Origin of the sequence: Pseudomonas sp. EggHat1 (assembly GCF_014892995.1) — a bacterium.
Classification (GTDB): Bacteria; Pseudomonadota; Gammaproteobacteria; order Pseudomonadales; family Pseudomonadaceae; genus Aquipseudomonas; species Aquipseudomonas chaetocerotis.
Genome location: NZ_JACKQK010000014.1, coordinates 43,254 through 63,560, shown reverse-complemented (window position 1 = coordinate 63,560; position 20,307 = coordinate 43,254). Strand labels below are relative to the sequence as shown.

Below are 20,307 nucleotides of genomic sequence, written 5' to 3'. Positions count from 1 at the left end.
AGCGGGCTTGTTCCAATACCTGGCCTATCAGGCAGAAAGTTCCACCAACAACTTGTTCAGACGCTGCACGTAAGCGGCAGGATCTTTCAGGCTGTCACCCGCAGCCAACGCGGCCTGATCGAAGAGAATGTGCGACAGATCGGTGAAGCGGTCCTCGTCCGGCTCGGCATCCAGACGTTCGATCAGCGGATGCGCGGGGTTGAACTCGAAGATCGGCTTGGCGTCCGGAACCTTCTGCCCGCTGGCCTCGAGAATCTGGCGCATCTGCAGACCGAGATCCTGCTCACCGATGGCGAGAATCGCCGGCGAGTCGGTCAGGCGATGGGAGACGCGAACCTCGGCGACCTGCTCGCCCAGCGCACCCTTGAGGCGCTCGATCAGCCCCTCCTTGGCCTTGGCGACTTCTTCCTGAGCCTTCTTGTCCTCTTCCGAGTCCAGCTCACCCAGGTTCAGGTCACCACGGGCCACGTCGACGAACTGCTTGCCGTCGAACTCGGTCAGGTAGCTCATCAGCCACTCGTCGATGCGGTCGGTAAGCAGCAGCACTTCGATGCCCTTCTTACGGAAGACTTCAAGGTGCGGGCTATTCTTGATCTGCGCGTAGCTTTCGCCCGTGAGGAAGTAGATCTTGTCCTGACCTTCCTTGATGCGGCCCAGGTATTCGGCCAGCGAAACCGATTGCTCGTCGCCTTCGCCTGCGGTGGAGGCGAAACGCAACAGACCGGCGATCTTCTCCTTGTTGGCGAAGTCTTCCGCCGGGCCTTCCTTGAGCACCTGGCCAAAGGCCTTCCAGAAGGTCTTGTAGTCGTCCGGCTTGTCCTTGGCCAGCTTCTCCAGCATGTCCAGCACACGCTTGGTCAGTGCCGATTTCATCGAGTCGATGACCGGGCCGGACTGCAGGATCTCGCGGGAGACGTTCAGTGACAGGTCGTTGGAGTCGACCACACCTTTGATAAAGCGCAGGTACAACGGCAGGAACTGATCGGCCTGATCCATGATGAATACGCGCTGCACGTAGAGCTTGAGGCCCTTGGGCGCTTCGCGGTGGTACAGGTCGAACGGCGCACGCCCCGGCACGTAGAGCAGCGATGTGTACTCCAGCTTGCCTTCGACCTTGTTGTGGCTCCAGCTCAGCGGGTTCTCGAAGTCATGACCGACGTGCTTGTAGAACTCCTGGTATTCCTCGTCCTTGATCTCGGTACGCGGACGGGTCCACAGGGCGCTGGCGCGGTTGACGGTTTCCCACTCGACCTCCGCTGGCTTGTCTTCACCGTGCTGTTCCTTCGGCAGTTCGATGGGCAGTGCGATGTGATCCGAGTACTTCTTGACGATGTTGCGCAGGCGCCAGCCATCGGCGAACTCTTCTTCACCGCTCTTCAGATGCAGAACGATACGGGTACCACGTTCGGCTTTCTCGACGGTGGCAACTTCGAACTCACCTTCGCCTTTGGATGACCAATGCACGCCTTCGCTGGCCGGGCTACCGGCACGGCGGCTGAACACCTCGACCTCATCGGCGACGATGAAGGCCGAATAGAAGCCCACACCGAACTGGCCGATCAGGTGCGAATCCTTCTTCTGATCGCCGGAGAGATTCTTCAGGAAGTCGGAAGTGCCGGACTTGGCGATGGTGCCCAGGTGCGCGATGACTTCCTCGCGGCTCATGCCGATGCCGTTGTCTTCGAGGGTGACGGTCTTGGCATCCTTGTCGAAGGACAGGCGGATCTTCAGCTCGGCGCCACCTTCGAGCAGCTCGGGCTTGGCCAGCGCCTCGAAACGCAGCTTGTCAGCGGCGTCGGACGCGTTGGAGATCAACTCGCGCAGGAAGATTTCCTTGTTCGAGTACAGGGAATGGATCATCAGGTGAAGCAGTTGCTTCACCTCGGTCTGGAAGCCCAGGGTTTCTTTTTGAGTTTCCACACTCATGGTCTGCTAACTCCATCTGTAGGACAGGAACCGCTATCGCGGCGATGACCTACAGATGGGGCCTGCTGGATGAATTTCAAGGGCTTGGAGCAGGCGCATCATCGTCTCGGGCAGGTAAAAACTGCCCGCAAGCCGAATATGGCGGGTTGCACCCGCCCTACGGCTCCAGCAGTTCCAGGCGACCGATTTCTTCCGGTTTGAAACTGAAGCTGGCCTGGCCGCCGCCACTGCCCATCTGTTGAGTGAGGCGAATGCTGCCATCGTCATCGACACCGACGAAACGCCCCTCCACCGTGCCGCCACTGGCGCGGCTCAGGCGCATGCTGAGGTTGCGGTACTGTTCCGGATTGCGCTGCAAACGCGCCAGGCTGAAACGCTGACGACGGTCGACCGGACGACTCAGGCGCTCCTCGACAGCAGTCGCTTCAGCTTGTTGTGCCGGTTGCTTGGCCGCAACGGAGGGCAATGCCGGGAAGCGATCACCCTCCACCACCCAGCCTTGCTCAGAGCGCTTGTGCAAACGAATTGGCAAGCGCTCGTTACGCCCGTCGATCTGTGCGTCAACCTGCAATTCCAGGGTATCGCCCTCGAAGGTGAACACCGGCAGTTTCAACTCGCGCACCTCGCGCGTAGCGAAACGTCGTTGCAGATAGTCCTGCAGGACATGGGCGATGGTGTCACGCGAGTCGTATCGGGTATCGACCTTGCCATCGACATAGCGCAGGCGATCACGATACAGCTCCACCCGGCCACTCAGGCTGGTCTTGAAGCGTGGCGGCATGACCAGGTGGAAATCGCCAACCAGACGATTCGGTTCCTGCGGCAGCAGGTCCAGATGCAGGGTGTAACCACGACTCAGGCGACGAGCCTCGGGCAGATCCTGTTCCGGCAACAGCCAGTTCAGCTCTACCTCTGGCAGGTTACCGCTATCCTGGGGCAATACGTCGATACGCACCCGACCATCGACTGGCTGCGGCAGGCGGATACTCAGTTCGCGCAGGGCGAAGAAATCCAGGCCTTCACGCAGCACCAACACACCATCGATCAGTTCACCCTGCTGCGGGCGAAATGGCTGGCCGTTCAGCTCACCGTCCAGATTGATGGCCAGCTCTGCCGGCACCTGCACCTCGGGCTTGAGCCAGTCCAGACGGACGATCGCCGCCAGACGCTCGGCATCCTTGCTCGCCAGCAAGGTCAAGCCCACCACCAGCGGGATGATGCCAAGCCCGATGAGAGTGACCGCGCTACGCGCTCGCCGCCAGTGGCGCACGATGTAGATCAAGGTGAGCGGGGGGATCAGACTGCCCCAGCCCCACAACAGACTGGTAGCGAACGCGCGCATGACCAGCCATACCAGACCGGCCAGCATCAGCACCAGGCCACCAATTATCAGCAACGCATCCATCTACAGGGTCCTTGTCATGATTTCGCTGCGCTGCCGATCCGCCCCAATCGCCAGGCAAGTCTCAAGAACTCAGGGCTCATCGACCTTGAAGTGGGCGCGGGCGGTGGCAATCGGTTCGGTCTGCTTGGTCTGCCAGGCGGTGATCGCCACGTTGGCCACCCGACGCCCCTGCCGCCAGACCTGGCACTGCGCATAGGTGTCACGATAATGGCCGGCGCGCAGGTAATCTATCGAGAAGTCGATGATTTTGGGCAAATGTGGAATGCCCATGAACATCAATAGATGGAGCATGGCTGCGTGTTCCATGAAACCGGCGATTACGCCGCCATGTAACGCCGGCAGTACCGGGTTACCGATGCAGTCGCGGTTGGCAGGCAGGCGAAAGACCATGTCGTCACCCAGACGCAGGCATTCGATACCAAGCAGCTTGGCGTAGGGGATCAGATTGATCAGGGGGTCATAATCGTTCTGCTGATGCGCACGCGCCACCAGTTGCTCCAGGCTCAGCTCGCTCATGCGCCACCGCCTTGCTGGATATTCTGCTTCAGCTCACCGCCGCCCTGCACTGCCTTGCCCATGCGCATGAAGGCACCAACCACGTGGGCAATCGGCTGCTCGGGGTCGTCCTGATAGGCATAGCCACGAGTGAAGATGATGTTGGGCGTGACCCGATAACACTCGGCGAAACCGAATACATCCTTGCCCGGCTCGGCCGGGTGCATGTAATCGATGCGCAGATCGAGTGTCGGGCAGATCTCGAATTCCGGCAGTACGCAGACTGTGGAGATACCGCAGGTGGTGTCCATCAGCGTGGTAATGGCGCCACCGTGGATCACACCAGTGTCCGGGTTGCCGACAATATGCGGCGCGTACGGCAAGCGCAGCGTCAGTCCTTTGCCATCGGCCGACTCGACACTCATGCCCAGCACCTGACAATGACGCAACGCGGCCAGAAACCGCTGCGCCCGCTCCTCGATCGACTGCTCACTCATCACACTGCTGCTCTGCCGCGAAAAAAGGCTGCGCATGATAGCGCCTTGCGCCCGGACTCACACCCGTCCGGGGCTTGCTCTCAAGTCCAGGGGAACTTATTGGCATCGCCGGCATTCGAAGTGACTGTGTGCTCTGGGGTCAGCCCAGCCACTTATAACTCTCACACATGGAGTGATGACCGTGAACAAACCTCTGACTTATGCCCTGCTGCTTGCCACTGCCCTGGGTCTCGCCGCCTGCGAGAAAACCCCGGAAGACAAGATGGAGTCGGCCAAGGAGTCAGTCTCCGAAGCGATGGAGAACCTGGGCGATGCAGCCAAAGACACCGGCGACGCCATCGAACAGAAGACCAACGAAGCCTTGGGTAATGAACCTACCACTGGCGAGAAAATTGAGGATGCGGCCAGCGATGCGGCCGACGCCATCGAGGATGCCGGCGACGAAGCCAAAGACGCAGTCGACGGCCAGTAACCTCCACTCAAAATCAGGAAGGCCCGCAATGCGGGCCTTCTTTCATTTCAGCGCTGGGCTGATCATCAGCAGCAGGCTACAGGCCAGGCCCACCACCCATACCAGACTGCGCTGCCAGTGCAGATCCCACCAGTAGAACAGCAGGTACAGCACGCGGCTGACGACGAAGGTGACGGCCAGAATGTCGACCAGAAAGCCGTAAGTCTGCGTGGTGTGTGCCATCAGCACACCTGCCGCGAACAGTGGGAAGGCCTCGATGCTGTTCAAATGCGCCGCCAGGGCACGCGCACCGAACCCCGTCAGACGCGCCTGCTGGGCGCGTGGGTGATGGTTGTCGTAACGACCACCTCCCTCCTTGGCCATGGCCTTGGCCACCGGGGCCTTGGCGATGAAGATCAACAAGGCGCTGATAAAGACGCACCAGAACGGCAGGCTCATTCACTCTTCTCCTTGGCCACCTCGGCGGCCGGCGTTGGGGTATACACCATCACTTCCAGCACATCCGAATGGAACTCTCGGCGATACAGCACCACCACCACACCCGCAGTCACCAGCATGAAGAACCAGGGGTTGATGAACCAGGCCAGGGTTGCCATACCGAAATAGTAGGCGCGCAAACCGAAGTTGAACTGGTTGGCGGCCATCGAGATCACCCGCGCTGTGCGCTCTGCGAAAGCCTTGCGCTCCTGCTCGGTGACATGCCGCTCCCCCACCATCGGCGCCGAGCCCACCAGCACCGCTGCGAAGTTGTACTGGCGCATGCACCAACTGAAGGTGAAGAAGGCATAGACGAAGATGATGCCCAGGCACAGCAGCTTGATCTCGGATAGACCACGACTGGCCTGTTGTACGAAAGGAATGTCGGCCAGCAGCGACAGGGCACGGTCGGAGGCGCCCAGCACGGTGAGAATACCGGCCAGGATAATCAGCGTGCTGGAGGCGAAGAACGAGGCGTTGCGCTCGAGGTTACCGATCACGTTGGCATCGGCAATACGATTGTCACGCAGCAACATGCGGCGCATCCAGTCCTCACGATACAAGTGCAGGACGCTGGCCAGACAGGGTGTGGTTCGCGCCTTCAAGGAGGCATAGCGGGTATAGCCGCCCCAGCACAGAACGAACCACAGAGCGGCCAGAAAATGAGGCAGATACGGATAGCTGTTGAGCATGCCAACTCCTTGCAAGACTGCTGCGGATTATAGCCAGGCTGCCTCTTTCCTTGTTCGACAAAAAAGGCCGCCTCGTGGGCAGCCTTGTTTTGTTTCGGGCGCGTCTTATGCAGTGGTTGCGTTCTGACGCAGACCCAGAATGCGGTCGAGCACCACCACCAGAACCAGCGTCACCGCCACCGGCAGCAGCCAGCCCAGGCTCTGACCGGCCAGAGGCAGTTGCCCGAACCAGGCTGGAACCTTGTCGGCCCAGGGGGTCGCGGCAACACCGTCGGCAACGCCGAAAATCAGCGTAACGGCCATCACCGGCACGAACACCAGCGCCTGGGAAACCCACAGCCGGTTGGCCAGACTCAGGGCAACCAGCACGATAGCCAGCGGATACAGGCCCACCAGAACCGGAATCGAGAAGCTGATCAGTTGAGTCAGGCCCTGATTGGCCACCACCAGGCTGAACACGCCGAACAGAATCACCACAGTGCGGTAGGAAACCGGCAGCAATTTGCTGAAGAACTCGCCACAGGCCGTCAACAGGCCAACCGCGGTGGTCAGACAGGCCAGGGTGATGACAACAGCCAGCAGCAGGCTGCCGGCAGTGCCGAAGGTGTGCTGCACGTAGGTGGTCAGCACCTGCACGCCATTTTGCGCATCACCCGCAATGCCCTGGCTGGTAGCGCCGAGATAGAACAGCGCCAGATACACCAGCGACAGACCGATGGCCGCGATAACGCCGGCGATTACCGAATAACGCGTGATAAGGCCGGCGTCGCTGACACCACGGTCGCGAATCGCACTGGCGATCACGATGCCGAACACCAGTGCGCCCAGGGTATCCATGGTCAGGTAGCCCTGCAGGAAACCCTGCACCAGCGGCGCCTCACGGTAGCTGTCGGCTACCACGCCAATCTCGCCAGCTGGCGCGAACAGCGCAGCGCCGCCAAGCACCAGCAGCGCAGCCAGCAGTACCGGCGTGATGAACTTACCGATACGGTCGACCAGTTGACCGGGATTGAGCGAGAGGAACAGCACGGCCGCGAAATACACCAGGGTATAGATCAGCAGCGGCGCACCTTCGTTACCGGTGAATGGCGCAATACCCATCTCGAAGGACACCACGGCGGTACGCGGCGTGGCGAACAGAGGGCCGATAGCCAGGTAAACCGCTACCGCGAGGATTGCACCCGCGACCTTACCCAGGGGAGCAGTGAGCAGGTCCATACCGCCGCCCACTCGGGCCAGGGCCACCACAGTCAAAAGCGGCAAGCCAACGCCGGTCAGCAGGAAGCCGAGTGCTGCGGGAAGCAGATTCTCCCCGGCGGCAAGGCCAGCACTGGGCGGGAAGATGATATTGCCTGCGCCGAGAAACAACGCAAATGTCATGAAGCCAAGGGCCAGGAGGTCCGAGCTTTTCAAACGAGTCATAAAGGGAAATACCACAAGCAGGAAATCGAAGAGTTGCGGGGGTTTCCTTGAGGGATCGGGGAAACGTCGCCCGAGCGTTTGGCTCGAACCACTGCAGGCATCGCCAGGCGCTTGTGGCGCCACGGACACGATAAGGCGCGCATACTAACGAAAAGCGCCCGTCAGCAGCACAGTTGGCGGACGAGCTGTCGAACTGGCGTAACTGACTGTCGCATCGGCAAAAGTTATGGGAAATCTGACCGCCACACTTTCGCTTCCTACCTGGACCGCCCCTTACAGGACTAGGCAGCCCGCTCGCAGTGCAGGAGAAACCGAAAAATGAAAAAGGCCGCTCGAGAGCGGCCTTTTTCGTTGAGCGCGATGCTTACTCGGCCAGGCGCCAGGTGGTGCCGCCCTTGCCGTCTTCCAGCACCACGCCCATCGCAGTGAGCTGGTCGCGGATACGGTCGGATTCCGCCCAGTTTTTGTCGGCGCGGGCCTGCAGACGCGCTTCGATCAGTGCATCGACCTCAGCAGCATCGACCTTGCCGGCGGCACCCGCCTGCAGGAAAGCCTCGGGTTCGAGTTGCAGCACGCCAAGCACACTGGCCAATTGCTTGAGCTGAGCGGCCAGCCCGGCAGCGGCCTGCACATCGGATTCGCGCAGGCGGTTGACCTCACGAATCATCTCGAACAACACCGCGCAGGCTTCCGGCGAGTTGAAATCGTCGTCCATCGCCGCACCGAAGCGCTCGACGAAGGCCTCGCCACCGGTGGGCGCTGCATCAGGCAAACCTTTCAAGCCGTTGTAGAAGCGCTCCAGGGCGCCCTTGGCTTCCTTGAGGCTCTCTTCCGAGTAATTGATCGGGCTGCGGTAGTGGCTGGACACCAGCAGGTAGCGCACCACCTCCGGGTGGTACTTTTCCAGCACCTCGCGGATGGTGAAGAAGTTGCCCAGGCTCTTGGACATTTTCTCGCCATCCACGCGCACGGCGCCAGCGTGCATCCAGGCGTTGGCATACTGCTTGCCAGTGGCCGCCTCGCTCTGCGCGATCTCGTTCTCGTGGTGCGGGAATACCAGATCCGGGCCGCCTCCATGGATGTCGAAGGTCTCACCGAGGCAGCAGGTGGACATCACCGAGCACTCGATATGCCAGCCCGGACGGCCCTTGCCCCAGGGCGAGTCCCAGCTCGGCTCGCCCGGTTTGGCCGCCTTCCACAGGACGAAGTCCAGTGGGTCTTCCTTGATTTCGTCGACCTCGATACGCGCGCCGATCTTCAGCTCGTCGATCTTGCGGCGCGACAGCTTGCCGTAGGTCTCGAACCTGGTGACGCGGTAATACACGTCTCCATTGCCCGGCGCGTAGGCGTAGCCCTTGTCGATCAGGGTCTGGATCATCTGGTGCATGCCGGCGATATGGCCGGTGGCGCGCGGTTCGATGTCCGGGCGCAGCACGGACAGGCGCGCCTCGTCCTCGTGCATCGCCGCGATCATGCGCTCGACTAACGCCTCGAACGGCTCGCCGTTTTCGTTGGCGCGACGGATGATCTTGTCGTCGATGTCGGTGATATTGCGCACGTAGGTCACATCGTAGCCGCGCTCGCGCAGCCAGCGGGTGACCACGTCGAAGGCAACCATCACGCGGGCGTGGCCGATATGGCAGAAGTCATAGACGGTCATGCCGCACACGTACATGCGCACGTGATTGCCTTCCAGCGGCTTGAACGCTTCCTTGACCTTGCTGAGCGTGTTGTAGATCGACAGTGCCATTACTGCCCCCAGGAATCGCGCAGGGTCACGGTGCGATTGAAAACCAGGGCACCGGCGGTCGAATCCTTGTCCAGGCAGAAATAACCTTCGCGTTCGAACTGGAAGCGATCATCGGCAGTGGCCTGAGCCAGCGACGGCTCGGCGCGGCAACCGGTCAGCACCACCAGGGACTCCGGGTTGATGTTGTCGAGGAAGCTGCCGCCCTCTTCGCTCTTCTCCGGATTGGCCGAGCGGAACAGACGATCATACAGGCGCACTTCGCACTCGACACTCTCGGCCGCAGGCACCCAGTGGATCACGCCCTTGACCTTGCGGCCTTCGGGGTTCTTGCCCAGGGTGTTCTCGTCATAGGAGCAGCGCAGCTCGACGATGTTGCCCGCGGCGTCCTTGATGGCCTCGTCGGCGCGGATCACGTAACTGCCACGCAGGCGCACTTCACCACCGGGGATCAGGCGCTTGAAGCCGTCCGGCGGGGTTTCCTCGAAGTCGCTGGCGTCGATGTAGATCTCGCGGGAAAACGGCAACACGCGGGTGCCGATGTCCTGCTTGGGATGGCGCGCCAGCTCCAGATTCTCGACCTTGCCTTGCGGATAGTTGGTGATTACCACCTTCAGCGGCTTGAGCACGCACATGGCGCGCGCGGCGTTGGCGTCCAGATCATCGCGGATGGCGAATTCCAGCATGCCGATATCCACCAGGCCACCGGCGCGGTTGACACCGATCATGTCGCAGAACGCACGAATCGACGCCGGGGTATAACCACGGCGGCGATAGCCGGACAACGTCGACATGCGCGGGTCATCCCAACCGTTGACGTGCTTCTCGTCCACCAGTTGCTTGAGCTTGCGCTTGCTGGTGATGGTGTAGTTGAGATTCAGCCGGGCAAATTCGTACTGGCGCGGCTGCGCCGGTACCGGCAGGTTGGCCAGGAACCACTCGTACAGCGGGCGGTGATCTTCGAACTCAAGGGTGCAGATGGAGTGGGTGATGCCTTCGATGGCGTCCGACTGGCCGTGGGTGAAGTCGTAGCTCGGGTAGATGCACCACTTGTCGCCGGTCTGGTGGTGATGGGCGTGGCGGATACGGTAGAGGATCGGGTCGCGCAGGTTGATGTTCGGCGAAGCCATGTCGATCTTGGCGCGCAGCGAACGGGCACCGTCCGGGAACTCACCGGCTTTCATGCGGGCGAACAGGTCGAGGTTCTCTTCCACGGAGCGCTCGCGGAACGGGCTGTTCTTGCCCGGCTCGTTCAGGCTGCCACGGTATTCGCGCATCTCTTCGGCATTGAGGTCGCAGACGAAGGCCTTGCCTGCCTTGATCAGCTCGATGGCCCAGGCGTGCAGTTGGTCGAAATAGTTGGAGGCGTAGCGCTCCTCGCCGGCCCACTTGAAACCCAGCCATTCGACGTCGGCCTTGATCGCGTCGATGTATTCCTGGTCTTCCTTAGCCGGGTTGGTGTCGTCGAAACGCAGGTTGCACTGGCCGCCGAACTCTTCGGCCAGGCCGAAGTTCAGGCAGATGCTCTTGGCATGGCCGATGTGCAGATAACCGTTGGGCTCCGGCGGAAAGCGGGTCACGATCTTGGCGTGCTTGCCGCTGTCCAGATCAGCCTGGACGATGGGGCGCAGGAAGTTGGCAGCTTTTTCGACGGTAGGCTTGCTCATGGTGTCCTTAACAATACTGGCGCGGCACAGGGTAGGCCGCTTCGGGCAAAGTCCGTATCATAACCAACCTGTCAAGCCCCTGACAGGGTGCATGCCACCCTGACAGGCGCTGTTTCTCCCCGAGCCACAGGCTCGAACCTGCCTCATCACGGATACGATCATGATCAAACTGCACACCAACCACGGCGTCATCACCCTGAACCTGTTCGCCGACAAGGCCCCGGAGACCGTGGCCAACTTCGAGCAATACGTGAAGGAAGGCCATTACGACGGCACCATTTTCCACCGCGTGATCGGCAATTTCATGATCCAGGGCGGCGGTTTCGAGCCTGGCATGAAGCAGAAGCCGACCCGCGCACCGATCAAGAACGAAGCCAACAACGGCGTCGCCAACAAGGTCGGCACCGTCGCCATGGCCCGCACCATGGAGCCGCACTCGGCATCCGCGCAATTCTTCATCAACGTCGCCGACAACGGCTTCCTCAACCACAGCGCACCGACCGTACAGGGCTGGGGCTACGCAGTGTTCGGTGAAGTGGTCGAAGGCATGGACGTGGTCGAGAAGATCAAGGGCGTCGCCACCACCATGAAATCCGGCCACCAGGACGTACCGGTTGACGATGTGATCATCGAGAAGGCCGAAGTCGTCTGACAGACCGACGAAAAACTACTGCGCTAGGCTATGCGTCGTTGCGGCCGGCCTCGGGCTGCTCATTTACAGCCCGTAAACTCCGCGCCCTCGGCCACCCGCGCCTAGCCTAGCCGTCGCTCGCTACCTTTTTCATCGGTCTGTTGAACGAAATGATCCTGCTGATCTCCGATCTGCACCTCGAAGAGAAACGCCCGGACATCACCCGGGCGTTTCTGCATTTTCTCGCCACGCGCGCGCGCCAGGCCGAGGCGCTGTACATCCTCGGCGACTTCTTCGAAGTCTGGATCGGCGACGACGGCATGACGCCCTTCCAGCATGACATCGCCGTTGCCCTGCGCGAGCTGAGCGACGCCGGCACGCGTATCTATCTGATGCATGGCAATCGCGACTTTCTCATCGGCAAGCGCTTCTGCCGTGAGGCGGGCTGCACCCTGCTGAGTGACCCGCACAAGCTGCAGATGAACGGCGAGCCGGTGCTGCTGATGCACGGTGACAGCCTGTGCACCCTCGATATCGGCTATATGAAGCTGCGGCGCTGGCTGCGCAATCCGCTATCGCTGCTGATCCTGCGCAACCTGCCACTGAGCTCGCGGCAGAAGCTGGCGCGCAAGCTGCGCAACGAAAGCCGCGCACAGACGCAGATGAAAGCCAGCGAGATTGTCGACGTCACCCCGCAAGAAGTGATCAAGGTGATGGCCGCACATGGCGTACGCACGCTGATCCATGGCCACACCCACCGGCCGGCGGTGCATGAGCTGAAAGTCAACGATCAAGCTGCACGACGTATCGTGCTGGGGGACTGGGACCGCCAGGGCTGGGCATTGCAGGTCGATGACGAGGGCTTCAAGCAGGCGCCGTTCGAACTCACGCCAACCTAACCGTAGCCTGGATGAAATCCGGGGAAGCAACCCTCAAGATCGCCCCGGATTTCATCCGGGCTACGACACTGCAGGGCTTTGCTCCCCCTCTCCCGCTTGCGGGAGAGGGTCATCAGATGGCCGCTTCGCAGCCGCTCTCTGCAGGCACACCGCTATGGAAACGGAACTGCTCATCCGGCGTGGTGATCAGTTCCCGCTCCACCGCCCGCACCACCTCGATACGTGCATCGACATCGGCCGCATCACCATACAGGTAGGCGAGCTTGAGATAACCCCGATAATGGCGCCCTTCGCTCTCCAGCAACCCGGCGTAGAACTTGGCCAGTTCAGCATCCAGTCGCGGCACCAGCGCGGCGAAGCGCTCACATGAGCGCGCCTCGATAAAGGCGCCCACCACTAGCACATCCACCAGCCGCTCCACTTCACCTCCACGCAGCAACGCGCGCAGGCCGGCGGCGTAGCGCGAAGCGGAAACATGGCGAACCTCGATGCCACGTCCGCGGATGATCTTGCTCACCTGCTCGAAGTGCACCAGTTCCTCACGAGCCAAACGCGACATTCTCGCGGTCAATTCGGTCTTCGTCAGGTAGCGCCCCATCAGGCTCAGGGCCGTCTGCGCCGCTTTGTATTCAAGATTGCGGTGGTCGAGCAGGAGAATTTCCTGCTGGCGCAAGGCCTCATCCAGCCAGGCATCCGGCGTGGCGACGCCACCGAGAAACTCGATAATTTCCTGCAGGATCGACACAGGTTCCTCACCATTACTCGGAACATGCTTGGAATTTGACATCATATTTGAAGCGCTCTAGGTGCTGGCGAGGTTGAAAATGGCGGGCCATTATACGAGTGGCAGGCCGGACGACCAGCACGCCGTTGATGCAGGTCAAGAAGCCGCGTTCAACGACGCACCTATAGTTGAATAAACGCTATTCATTTTCAGGGAGACGACCATGCAAGCGATCCGTAGCATTCTGGTGGTGATGGAACCCCAACACCCCGAAGGCCTCGCACTGAAGCGGGCAAAACTGATAGCTGGAGTCACCCAATCGCATCTGCACCTGCTGGTCTGCGACAAGAAAGGCGAGCACAGCGCCTGGCTCGAAGATCTCAGCAGCAGCCTCGGCGAAGAAGGTTTCAGCGTCTCCACTCAGCAGTCCTGGCATGACAACCCGCACCAGACCATCATTACCGTGCAGCAGGCAGAAGGCTGCGGACTGGTGATCAAGCAGCACCTGCCGGACAACCCGCTGAAAAAAGCCCTGCTCACCCCGGAGGACTGGAAACTGCTGCGCTACTGCCCGGGCCCGGTACTGATGGTCAAGACCGAGCGCCCCTGGACTGGCGGCAATATCCTTGCTGCCGTGGACGTGGGCAACGCCGATGGCGATCACCGCACACTGCACGCCGGGATCATCAGCCATGGCTACGATATCGCCGGCCTGGCCAAAGGCACCCTGCACGTGACTACCGCGCATCCGACACCGATGCTGTCTGCTGCCGACCCGACCTTCCAGCTCAAGGAAACCATCGAGGCTCGCTACCGCGAGCAGTGCCGCAGCTTCCAGGCCGAGTACGACATCAGTGACGAACGCCTGCACGTGCTCGAGGGCCCGGCCGACGTGGTAATTCCACAAGTTGCCCACCGGCTCGATGCCGCCGTCACGGTGATCGGCACCGTGGCACGCACCGGGCTTTCCGGCGCGCTGATCGGCAATACGGCCGAAGTCATACTCGACGCACTGGAAAGTGACGTGCTGGTACTCAAGCCGGACGAAATCATCGCCCACCTCGAAGAGCTCGTTGCCCAACGCTGACGACAAGGACGCATGTTCATCTGTAGGAGCCAGCTTGCTGGCGATCTGTGGCGCTAAAGATCGCCAGCAAGCTGGCTCCTACAAACGCTAAACCCGCAGTTCCAGCCCTTCGCGCAAAAACTTCGGCGCAATGTAGCGCTCGTAATGCGCCTCGGAAAGCAGGAAGAACTCACGATCGATAGCATCGCGCAGCTCAGGTAGCGCCCAGTTGCGAAACTCGGGCAGCATCACCATGCCGTAGGCTTCCAGCTGATTGATCACCCGAGCGCCCCGCGCGATCAGCTGGTATGCCCAGCAATAGGGCGACTGCTGCGGCACGAAGCGAATCTGCCGCTGCTCCAGCTGACCACGCAGGCGCTGCTCATCGAATACTTCCACCTTGGCGGTCATCACCTGCACCAGCAACACTTCCAGCCGCGTCCATACCGCACGCTTCTCGTCGTCGTTGTAGCTGTTCCAGTTGATCACCTCATGGTGGAAGCGCTTGCAACCGCGGCATACGACATCGCCGTAAACGGTCGAACACAACCCCACACAAGGCGTCTTGATGCGCTGATTGGACATGGCAAAACAGAATAGACAGCAGAATGGCCTGGCATCTTAGCCCTTTGTCTAATCCAGATCACCCCTGCCGACAGGCCACTGAAAACTACCTGCGCTGGCACTACTGCGTTAAAAATGGCCTCAAAATGCTCATTCAGAACAGCTAAACCGCGCTTTTTCCGCCATTTTTGCGGAGCTGCCATCGATCTTGGGTTGTCTCCCAATCCTTTTTCAGCAGCCAGCCGATACAAGGACATCGGCTTAACTTTATCTGCGCTTTCCATTAGAATCGGCCCGCCTTTTACGGCGCCAATGTCCGTTGGAAGCTGTTTTCAAAGCGTCACGAGCACAGTCGATCCTGCAGGTACGATGGCGACGCAGCCACTTGGAGTCCCCCCGAGCGTCTGCGTCAGCCCTCATCAGAAACCGTCCTGCCGGCGTAAAACTTTGAAAGCAGCTTCTACAAGAGACTCGTGAAACCTCGGCTGATCGGCTCATAAAGTCGAAAAGCGCCTGGTCATGAGTATCTGGATCGCGTCCCGGACAACCCTTTGGGACCACTGATGAGGGTAATAACTGTGCTTGAAGCCTATCGCAAACACGTAGCAGAGCGTGCCGCTCAGGGTATCGTGCCCCAGCCGCTGAACGCCGAACAAACCGCAGGCCTGATTGAGCTGCTGAAAAACCCGCCGGCTGGCGAAGAAGAATTCCTCGTAGACCTGATCACCAACCGCGTACCGCCAGGCGTGGACGAAGCTGCCTACGTCAAGGCCGGTTTCCTCTCTGCCGTTGCCAAGGGCGAAGCCACTTCCCCGCTGATCAGCAAGCAACGCGCTGTCGAGCTGCTGGGCACCATGCAGGGCGGCTACAACATCGCCACCATGGTCGAGTTGCTGGATGACGCCGAGCTGGCGGCTACCGCTGCCGAACAGCTCAAGCACACCCTGCTGATGTTCGACGCCTTCCACGACGTTGCCGAAAAAGCCAAAGCGGGCAACGCCCACGCTCAAGGCGTGCTGCAGTCCTGGGCCGATGGCGAGTGGTTCAAGAAGCGCCCGACCCTGGCCGACAAGATCAGCCTGCGCGTATTCAAGGTTACCGGCGAAACCAACACCGACGACCTGTCCCCTGCCCCGGACGCCTGGTCGCGCCCTGATATTCCGCTGCACGCCCTGGCCATGCTGAAAATGGCCCGCGAAGGCATCGTGCCTGACGTACAAGGTTCCATCGGCCCGATGAAGCAAATCGAGCAGATGCGCGGCGAAGGTTTCCCGATCGCCTACGTCGGTGACGTGGTCGGTACTGGTTCTTCCCGCAAATCCGCCACCAACTCGGTGCTGTGGTTCTTCGGCGATGACATTCCGTACGTGCCGAACAAGCGCGCTGGTGGCTTCTGCTTCGGCAGCAAGATCGCCCCGATTTTCTACAACACCATGGAAGACGCCGGCGCCCTGCCGATCGAATTCGATGTGTCGAACATCAACATGGGTGACGTGATCGACCTGTACCCGCATGCCGGCAAGGTCTGCAAGCACGGTACCGATGAAGTCATCACCACCTTTGAACTGAAAACCCCGGTTCTGCTCGACGAAGTTCGCGCTGGCGGCCGTATCCCGCTGATCATTGGCCGTGGCCTGACCGACAAGGCCCGTGCTGAGCTCGGTCTGGGCCCAACCGACCTGTTCAAACTGCCGGAAGCCCCGGTCGATACCGGCAAGGGCTACACCCTGGCGCAGAAGATGGTCGGCAAAGCCTGCGGCCTGCCGGAAGGCAAAGGCGTCCGCCCTGGCACCTACTGCGAACCGAAGATGACCACCGTCGGCTCCCAGGACACCACTGGCCCGATGACCCGCGACGAGCTGAAAGACCTGGCGTGCCTGGGCTTCTCCGCTGACCTGGTCATGCAGTCCTTCTGCCACACTGCGGCCTATCCGAAGCCAATCGACGTCACCACCCACCACACCCTGCCGGATTTCATCCGCACCCGTGGCGGCGTGTCCCTGCGTCCTGGCGACGGCATCATCCACAGCTGGCTGAACCGCATGCTGCTGCCGGATACCGTCGGCACCGGTGGTGACTCGCACACCCGCTTCCCGATCGGCATCTCCTTCCCGGCCGGTTCCGGGCTGGTTGCCTTCGCCGCTGCCACCGGGGTCATGCCGCTGGACATGCCGGAGTCGGTACTGGTGCGCTTCAAGGGCAAACTGCAACCGGGTATCACCCTGCGTGACCTGGTGCATGCCATCCCTTACGTGGCCATCCAGAAAGGCCTGCTGACCGTCGAGAAGAAAGGCAAGAAGAACATCTTCTCCGGCCGCATCCTCGAGATCGAAGGCCTGGACGATCTGACCGTTGAACAGGCGTTCGAGCTGTCCGACGCCTCTGCCGAGCGTTCCGCAGCCGGTTGCACCATCAAACTGCCGGAAAAGGCAATTGCCGAGTACCTGCGCTCGAACATCACCCTGCTGCGCTGGATGATCAGCGAAGGCTACGGCGATGCCCGCACCATGGAGCGTCGCGCTCAAGCGATGGAAGCCTGGTTGGCCGATCCGAAGCTGATGGAAGCCGACAAGGACGCCGAGTACGCCGAAATCATCGAAATCGACCTGGCCGACATCAACGAACCGGTGCTCTGCGCACCGAACGACCCGGATGATGCCCGCCTGCTCTCGACCGTTCAGGGCGAGAAGATCGACGAAGTGTTTATCGGTTCGTGCATGACCAACATCGGTCACTTCCGCGCTGCCGGTAAGCTGCTGGATCAGGTCAAGGGTCAGCTGCCGACTCGTCTGTGGCTGTCGCCGCCGACCAAGATGGACGCTCACCAGCTGACCGAAGAAGGCTACTACGGTATCTACGGCAAGGCTGGCGCGCGCATGGAAATGCCGGGCTGCTCGCTGTGCATGGGTAACCAGGCACGGGTTGAGCCGAACTCGACCGTCGTTTCGACCTCGACCCGTAACTTCCCGAACCGTCTGGGCGATGGCGCCAACGTGTACCTGGCCTCTGCCGAACTGGCAGCGGTCGCTTCGATTCTCGGCAAGCTGCCGACCGTCGAGGAGTACATGGAGTACGCGAAGAACATCGACAGCATGGCTGCCGATGTTTACCGCTACCTGAGCTTCGACCAGATCGCCGACTTCCGCGAAGCGGCGGCGAACGTCCAGATCCCGGTCGTTCAGGCCTGATCAAAGCGTCGTAGACAGAGCCCCGCCTAGTGCGGGGCTTTTTCATGCACGCGCACAAAGATCATTTTGCCGCACCCGGCTTGCAGCCAGTGCGCCACCGTCTACCTTCTGAAATGGGAGCCCCCAGATAATCATTCAGGAGTACGTCATGAAGCCATGGATCATCGCCGCCCTTTGCCTGTTCGGCCTGGTTGGTTGCAGCAGTGAGTACATCATCACCACCACCGATGGCCAGATGCTCACCAGCGACGGCAAGCCGGAACTGGACAGGGACACCGGCATGCTTGAATTCACCGATAGTGAGGGCCGCAAGCAGCAGATACCGCAAAGCAACGTGAAGCAGATGCTAGAGCGCTGAACGCATCATCCAACGGTGTACATTCTGCACACTGGCATATGACTTGCTTTCTCTCCATGCAGCGAGCCCCTCCGGCGACGGACAAGGCCCGAACGACAACGGCGTCGTATCCGAACTCAGCCCTTCAGGGCGGTGGTCGGTACGGCGCCTTTTTTGTGGGCCACCCGCACAGCCCTGCAAACCTCAACCGGCGGCTCGGAACCCAAGCGTGGATGAAGGAAGTGACATGAGCGAACAGCATATCCCTCGCGGCGACGCCCTGGCCTGGGTCGGCGGCAGCGATGCACCGGAAAAGAGCGTGCTGAACATCGGCTTCATGGCCCTGAGCGATTCCGCCTCGGTGATAGTCGCGGCTACCCAGGGCTTTGCCGAAAAATACGGACTGAGCCTCAAACTGCAACGGCAGACCTCCTGGGCCGGCCTGCGCGACAGACTGCTCAGCGGCGAACTGGATGCGGCCCACAGCCTGTATGGATTGATCTATGGCGTGCAGCTCGGCCTGGGTGGCGCAGCGGCAACCGACATGGCAGTGCTCATGGGACTCAACCAGAACGGCCAGAGCATCAACCTGTCGCACACGCTGCAAACCGCTGGCGTGATCAGTGGCGAAGCACTGCATCAGCACGTGCACCAGAACAGGGCAAGACTGACCTTCGCTCAGACCTTCCCCACGGGCACCCATGCGATGTGGCTTTACTACTGGCTGGCCAGCCAGGGCATCCACCCACTGCGCGATGTCGACAGCGTCGTGGTACCGCCACCGCAGATGATCGAACACCTGGAGGCCAAGCGCATCGACGGCTTCTGCGTCGGCGAACCCTGGACCGCCAAGGCCGTCGATGAACAGCTCGGCTGTACCGTCACTACCATCCAGGCAATCTGGCCGGATCACCCCGAGAAGGTGCTTGGCTGCACCCGCGCCTTCGCCGAACAAAACCCCAACACCGCCCGCGCGCTGATCATGGCAGTGCTCGACGCCGCACGTTTCATCGACGATAGCGAAGAAAACAGACGCAGCACCGCCCTGCTGCTCAGCGGCAGCGAATACGTCAACGCGCCAGTTTCGGCAATCACTCCCCGTTTTCTCGGCCAGTATCAAGACGGTCTCGGTCATGCCTGGCAGGACGAGCATCCGCTGCGCTTTCATGCCGATGGCCTGGTCAACCAACCTTACCTGTCCGACGCCATGTGGTTCATGACTCAGTTCCGCCGCTGGGGCTTGCTACGCAACGACCCCGACTATCTGGGTGTAGCCCGCGAGGTTCAGCAACTGACCCTGTACCGCGAGGCCGCTACAGCACTAGGGATTGCCGTGCCAGGCGAAATGCGCAGCTCCATCCTGCAGGACGGAACCTGCTGGGACGGCAGCGCCCCTGCCGCGTACGCGCGCAGCTTCCGCCTCCACGCCCTGGCCGACAGCCCGGCTGTCGCGCTGTAACCGCCGGGAGAGCCATCGATGCTGCGTATCCTTCTGATCAACGACACCCCGAAGAAGGTCGGCCGCCTGAAGTGCGCGCTGATCGAGGCGGGCTTCGAGGTCATCGACGAATCCGGGCTGACCATCGACCTGCCGGAGCGGGTCGAGGCCGTGCGCCCCGACGTCATCCTGATCGACACCGAGTCCCCAGGCCGCGACGTGATGGAACAGGTGGTACTGGTCAGCCGTGACCAGCCGCGCCCGATCGTCATGTTCACCGACGAGCACGACCCCGGCGTGATGCGTCAGGCCATCCAGAGCGGCGTCAGCGCCTACATCGTCGAAGGCATCCATGCCCAACGCCTGCAACCCATCCTCGACGTCGCCATGGCCCGCTTCGAAAGCGATCAGGCACTGCGTGCCCAGCTCCAGGCACGCGATGCCCAGCTGGCCGAGCGCAAGCGTGTCGAACTGGCCAAAGGCCTGTTGATGAAGATGAAGAGCTGCAACGAGGAAGAGGCCTACACCCTGATGCGCCGCCAGGCCATGAGTCGCCAGCAGAAGCTGATCCAGGTGGCCGAGCAGATCATCGCCATGCACGACATGCTGGGCGACTGAGCAACTGTACCGTTAAAACAGTGCACTGTATCGGTTCAGACT

The 20,307-nt window shown here is 61.0% G+C and carries 19 protein-coding genes; 8 read left to right on the top strand and 11 right to left on the bottom strand.

Features of this window, described 5'->3' with window-relative positions; genetic code table 11:
• Positions 1-27: 27 nt before the first annotated feature.
• The 4 genes from htpG to INS93_RS19875 form a co-directional block, all read right to left on the bottom strand.
• The gene (gene htpG / locus INS93_RS19890) at positions 28-1,926 is read right to left on the bottom strand and encodes a molecular chaperone HtpG (protein ID WP_192985104.1); all 1,899 of its coding nucleotides are present in this window, start codon (positions 1,924-1,926) and stop codon (positions 28-30) included.
• A 157-nt stretch (positions 1,927-2,083) separates the two neighbouring features.
• A complete protein-coding gene (locus tag INS93_RS19885) occupies positions 2,084-3,331 on the bottom strand; it encodes an MFS transporter (RefSeq protein WP_192985102.1) in 1,248 nt (415 codons plus the stop codon).
• 69 nt (positions 3,332-3,400) lie between these two features.
• The gene (locus INS93_RS19880; RefSeq protein WP_021489256.1) at positions 3,401-3,847 is read right to left on the bottom strand and encodes a PaaI family thioesterase; all 447 of its coding nucleotides are present in this window, start codon (positions 3,845-3,847) and stop codon (positions 3,401-3,403) included.
• On the bottom strand, positions 3,844-4,323 hold the full coding sequence (locus INS93_RS19875) for a PaaI family thioesterase (protein ID WP_160018922.1): 480 nt from the start codon (positions 4,321-4,323) through the stop codon (positions 3,844-3,846). The genes INS93_RS19880 and INS93_RS19875 overlap by 4 nt, the downstream gene beginning before the upstream one ends.
• Positions 4,324-4,498: 175 nt before the next feature.
• Here INS93_RS19875 and INS93_RS19870 point away from each other — a divergent pair, with 175 nt between their 5' ends.
• A complete protein-coding gene (locus INS93_RS19870) occupies positions 4,499-4,795 on the top strand; it encodes a hypothetical protein (RefSeq protein WP_003460576.1) in 297 nt (98 codons plus the stop codon).
• A 42-nt stretch (positions 4,796-4,837) separates the two neighbouring features.
• On the opposite strand, the gene INS93_RS19865 is transcribed toward INS93_RS19870, so the two are convergent.
• The 5 genes from INS93_RS19865 to INS93_RS19845 form a co-directional block, all read right to left on the bottom strand.
• Positions 4,838-5,233, bottom strand: coding sequence for an MAPEG family protein (locus tag INS93_RS19865; protein WP_160018217.1), 396 nt, complete (start codon positions 5,231-5,233; stop codon positions 4,838-4,840).
• Positions 5,230-5,964, bottom strand: a complete 735-nt coding sequence (locus INS93_RS19860) for a DUF599 domain-containing protein (protein WP_160018218.1) — start codon at positions 5,962-5,964, stop codon at positions 5,230-5,232. Before INS93_RS19860 ends, INS93_RS19865 begins: the two co-directional genes overlap by 4 nt.
• Positions 5,965-6,069: 105 nt before the next feature.
• The gene (gene brnQ, locus INS93_RS19855) at positions 6,070-7,386 is read right to left on the bottom strand and encodes a branched-chain amino acid transport system II carrier protein (protein WP_192985100.1); all 1,317 of its coding nucleotides are present in this window, start codon (positions 7,384-7,386) and stop codon (positions 6,070-6,072) included.
• A gap of 364 nt (positions 7,387-7,750) precedes the next feature.
• Positions 7,751-9,136: a cysteine--tRNA ligase gene (cysS, locus tag INS93_RS19850; RefSeq protein WP_192985098.1), complete on the bottom strand. Its 1,386-nt coding sequence runs from the start codon at positions 9,134-9,136 to the stop codon at positions 7,751-7,753.
• Positions 9,136-10,800, bottom strand: a complete 1,665-nt coding sequence (locus tag INS93_RS19845) for a glutamine--tRNA ligase/YqeY domain fusion protein (RefSeq protein ID WP_192985096.1) — start codon at positions 10,798-10,800, stop codon at positions 9,136-9,138. The genes cysS and INS93_RS19845 overlap by 1 nt, the downstream gene beginning before the upstream one ends.
• A 160-nt stretch (positions 10,801-10,960) precedes the next feature.
• On the opposite strand from INS93_RS19845, the gene INS93_RS19840 reads away from it, so the two are divergent.
• On the top strand, positions 10,961-11,452 hold the full coding sequence (locus INS93_RS19840; RefSeq protein ID WP_192985094.1) for a peptidylprolyl isomerase: 492 nt from the start codon (positions 10,961-10,963) through the stop codon (positions 11,450-11,452).
• A 149-nt stretch (positions 11,453-11,601) separates the two neighbouring features.
• Entirely contained in the window at positions 11,602-12,330 is a 729-nt protein-coding gene (lpxH, locus tag INS93_RS19835; protein WP_192985092.1) for a UDP-2,3-diacylglucosamine diphosphatase, read from the top strand.
• 112 nt (positions 12,331-12,442) lie between these two features.
• On the opposite strand, the gene INS93_RS19830 is transcribed toward lpxH, so the two are convergent.
• Complete coding sequence (locus INS93_RS19830; RefSeq protein ID WP_192985090.1) at positions 12,443-13,120, bottom strand: tRNA-(ms[2]io[6]A)-hydroxylase; 678 nt, start codon at positions 13,118-13,120, stop codon at positions 12,443-12,445.
• Positions 13,121-13,277: 157 nt separating this feature from the next.
• On the opposite strand from INS93_RS19830, the gene INS93_RS19825 reads away from it, so the two are divergent.
• Positions 13,278-14,141: a universal stress protein gene (locus tag INS93_RS19825; RefSeq protein WP_192985088.1), complete on the top strand. Its 864-nt coding sequence runs from the start codon at positions 13,278-13,280 to the stop codon at positions 14,139-14,141.
• An 87-nt stretch (positions 14,142-14,228) separates the two neighbouring features.
• Here INS93_RS19825 and INS93_RS19820 read toward each other — a convergent pair whose 3' ends face one another.
• A complete protein-coding gene (locus INS93_RS19820) occupies positions 14,229-14,705 on the bottom strand; it encodes a DUF1289 domain-containing protein (RefSeq protein ID WP_160018225.1) in 477 nt (158 codons plus the stop codon).
• A 557-nt stretch (positions 14,706-15,262) separates the two neighbouring features.
• Between INS93_RS19820 and acnB the strand changes: the two genes are divergently transcribed.
• The 4 genes from acnB (at position 15,263) to INS93_RS19800 (ending at position 20,265) form a co-directional block, all read left to right on the top strand.
• Positions 15,263-17,872, top strand: a complete 2,610-nt coding sequence (gene acnB, locus INS93_RS19815; protein WP_192985210.1) for a bifunctional aconitate hydratase 2/2-methylisocitrate dehydratase — start codon at positions 15,263-15,265, stop codon at positions 17,870-17,872.
• A 148-nt stretch (positions 17,873-18,020) separates the two neighbouring features.
• The gene (locus INS93_RS19810) at positions 18,021-18,230 is read left to right on the top strand and encodes a YgdI/YgdR family lipoprotein (protein WP_160018226.1); all 210 of its coding nucleotides are present in this window, start codon (positions 18,021-18,023) and stop codon (positions 18,228-18,230) included.
• A gap of 226 nt (positions 18,231-18,456) precedes the next feature.
• Positions 18,457-19,668, top strand: coding sequence for a CmpA/NrtA family ABC transporter substrate-binding protein (locus INS93_RS19805; protein ID WP_192985086.1), 1,212 nt, complete (start codon positions 18,457-18,459; stop codon positions 19,666-19,668).
• 18 nt (positions 19,669-19,686) lie between these two features.
• Positions 19,687-20,265, top strand: coding sequence for an ANTAR domain-containing response regulator (locus INS93_RS19800; RefSeq protein ID WP_160018228.1), 579 nt, complete (start codon positions 19,687-19,689; stop codon positions 20,263-20,265).
• Positions 20,266-20,307 lie beyond the last annotated feature (42 nt).

Coding starts and splice junctions, on each gene's coding strand:
- INS93_RS19865 (WP_160018217.1), bottom strand. CDS start 5,233: ATGAGCCTGCCGTTCTGGTGCGTCTTTATCAGCGCCTTGTTGATCTTC.
- INS93_RS19840 (WP_192985094.1), top strand. CDS start 10,961: ATGATCAAACTGCACACCAACCACGGCGTCATCACCCTGAACCTGTTC.
- INS93_RS19810 (WP_160018226.1), top strand. CDS start 18,021: ATGAAGCCATGGATCATCGCCGCCCTTTGCCTGTTCGGCCTGGTTGGT.
- lpxH (WP_192985092.1), top strand. CDS start 11,602: ATGATCCTGCTGATCTCCGATCTGCACCTCGAAGAGAAACGCCCGGAC.
- INS93_RS19885 (WP_192985102.1), bottom strand. CDS start 3,331: ATGGATGCGTTGCTGATAATTGGTGGCCTGGTGCTGATGCTGGCCGGT.
- brnQ (WP_192985100.1), bottom strand. CDS start 7,386: ATGACTCGTTTGAAAAGCTCGGACCTCCTGGCCCTTGGCTTCATGACA.
- INS93_RS19820 (WP_160018225.1), bottom strand. CDS start 14,705: ATGTCCAATCAGCGCATCAAGACGCCTTGTGTGGGGTTGTGTTCGACC.
- INS93_RS19805 (WP_192985086.1), top strand. CDS start 18,457: ATGAGCGAACAGCATATCCCTCGCGGCGACGCCCTGGCCTGGGTCGGC.
- INS93_RS19800 (WP_160018228.1), top strand. CDS start 19,687: ATGCTGCGTATCCTTCTGATCAACGACACCCCGAAGAAGGTCGGCCGC.
- INS93_RS19870 (WP_003460576.1), top strand. CDS start 4,499: ATGACCGTGAACAAACCTCTGACTTATGCCCTGCTGCTTGCCACTGCC.
- INS93_RS19880 (WP_021489256.1), bottom strand. CDS start 3,847: ATGAGCGAGCTGAGCCTGGAGCAACTGGTGGCGCGTGCGCATCAGCAG.
- cysS (WP_192985098.1), bottom strand. CDS start 9,136: ATGGCACTGTCGATCTACAACACGCTCAGCAAGGTCAAGGAAGCGTTC.
- INS93_RS19875 (WP_160018922.1), bottom strand. CDS start 4,323: ATGAGTGAGCAGTCGATCGAGGAGCGGGCGCAGCGGTTTCTGGCCGCG.
- INS93_RS19825 (WP_192985088.1), top strand. CDS start 13,278: ATGCAAGCGATCCGTAGCATTCTGGTGGTGATGGAACCCCAACACCCC.
- htpG (WP_192985104.1), bottom strand. CDS start 1,926: ATGAGTGTGGAAACTCAAAAAGAAACCCTGGGCTTCCAGACCGAGGTG.
- INS93_RS19845 (WP_192985096.1), bottom strand. CDS start 10,800: ATGAGCAAGCCTACCGTCGAAAAAGCTGCCAACTTCCTGCGCCCCATC.
- INS93_RS19830 (WP_192985090.1), bottom strand. CDS start 13,120: ATGATGTCAAATTCCAAGCATGTTCCGAGTAATGGTGAGGAACCTGTG.
- INS93_RS19860 (WP_160018218.1), bottom strand. CDS start 5,964: ATGCTCAACAGCTATCCGTATCTGCCTCATTTTCTGGCCGCTCTGTGG.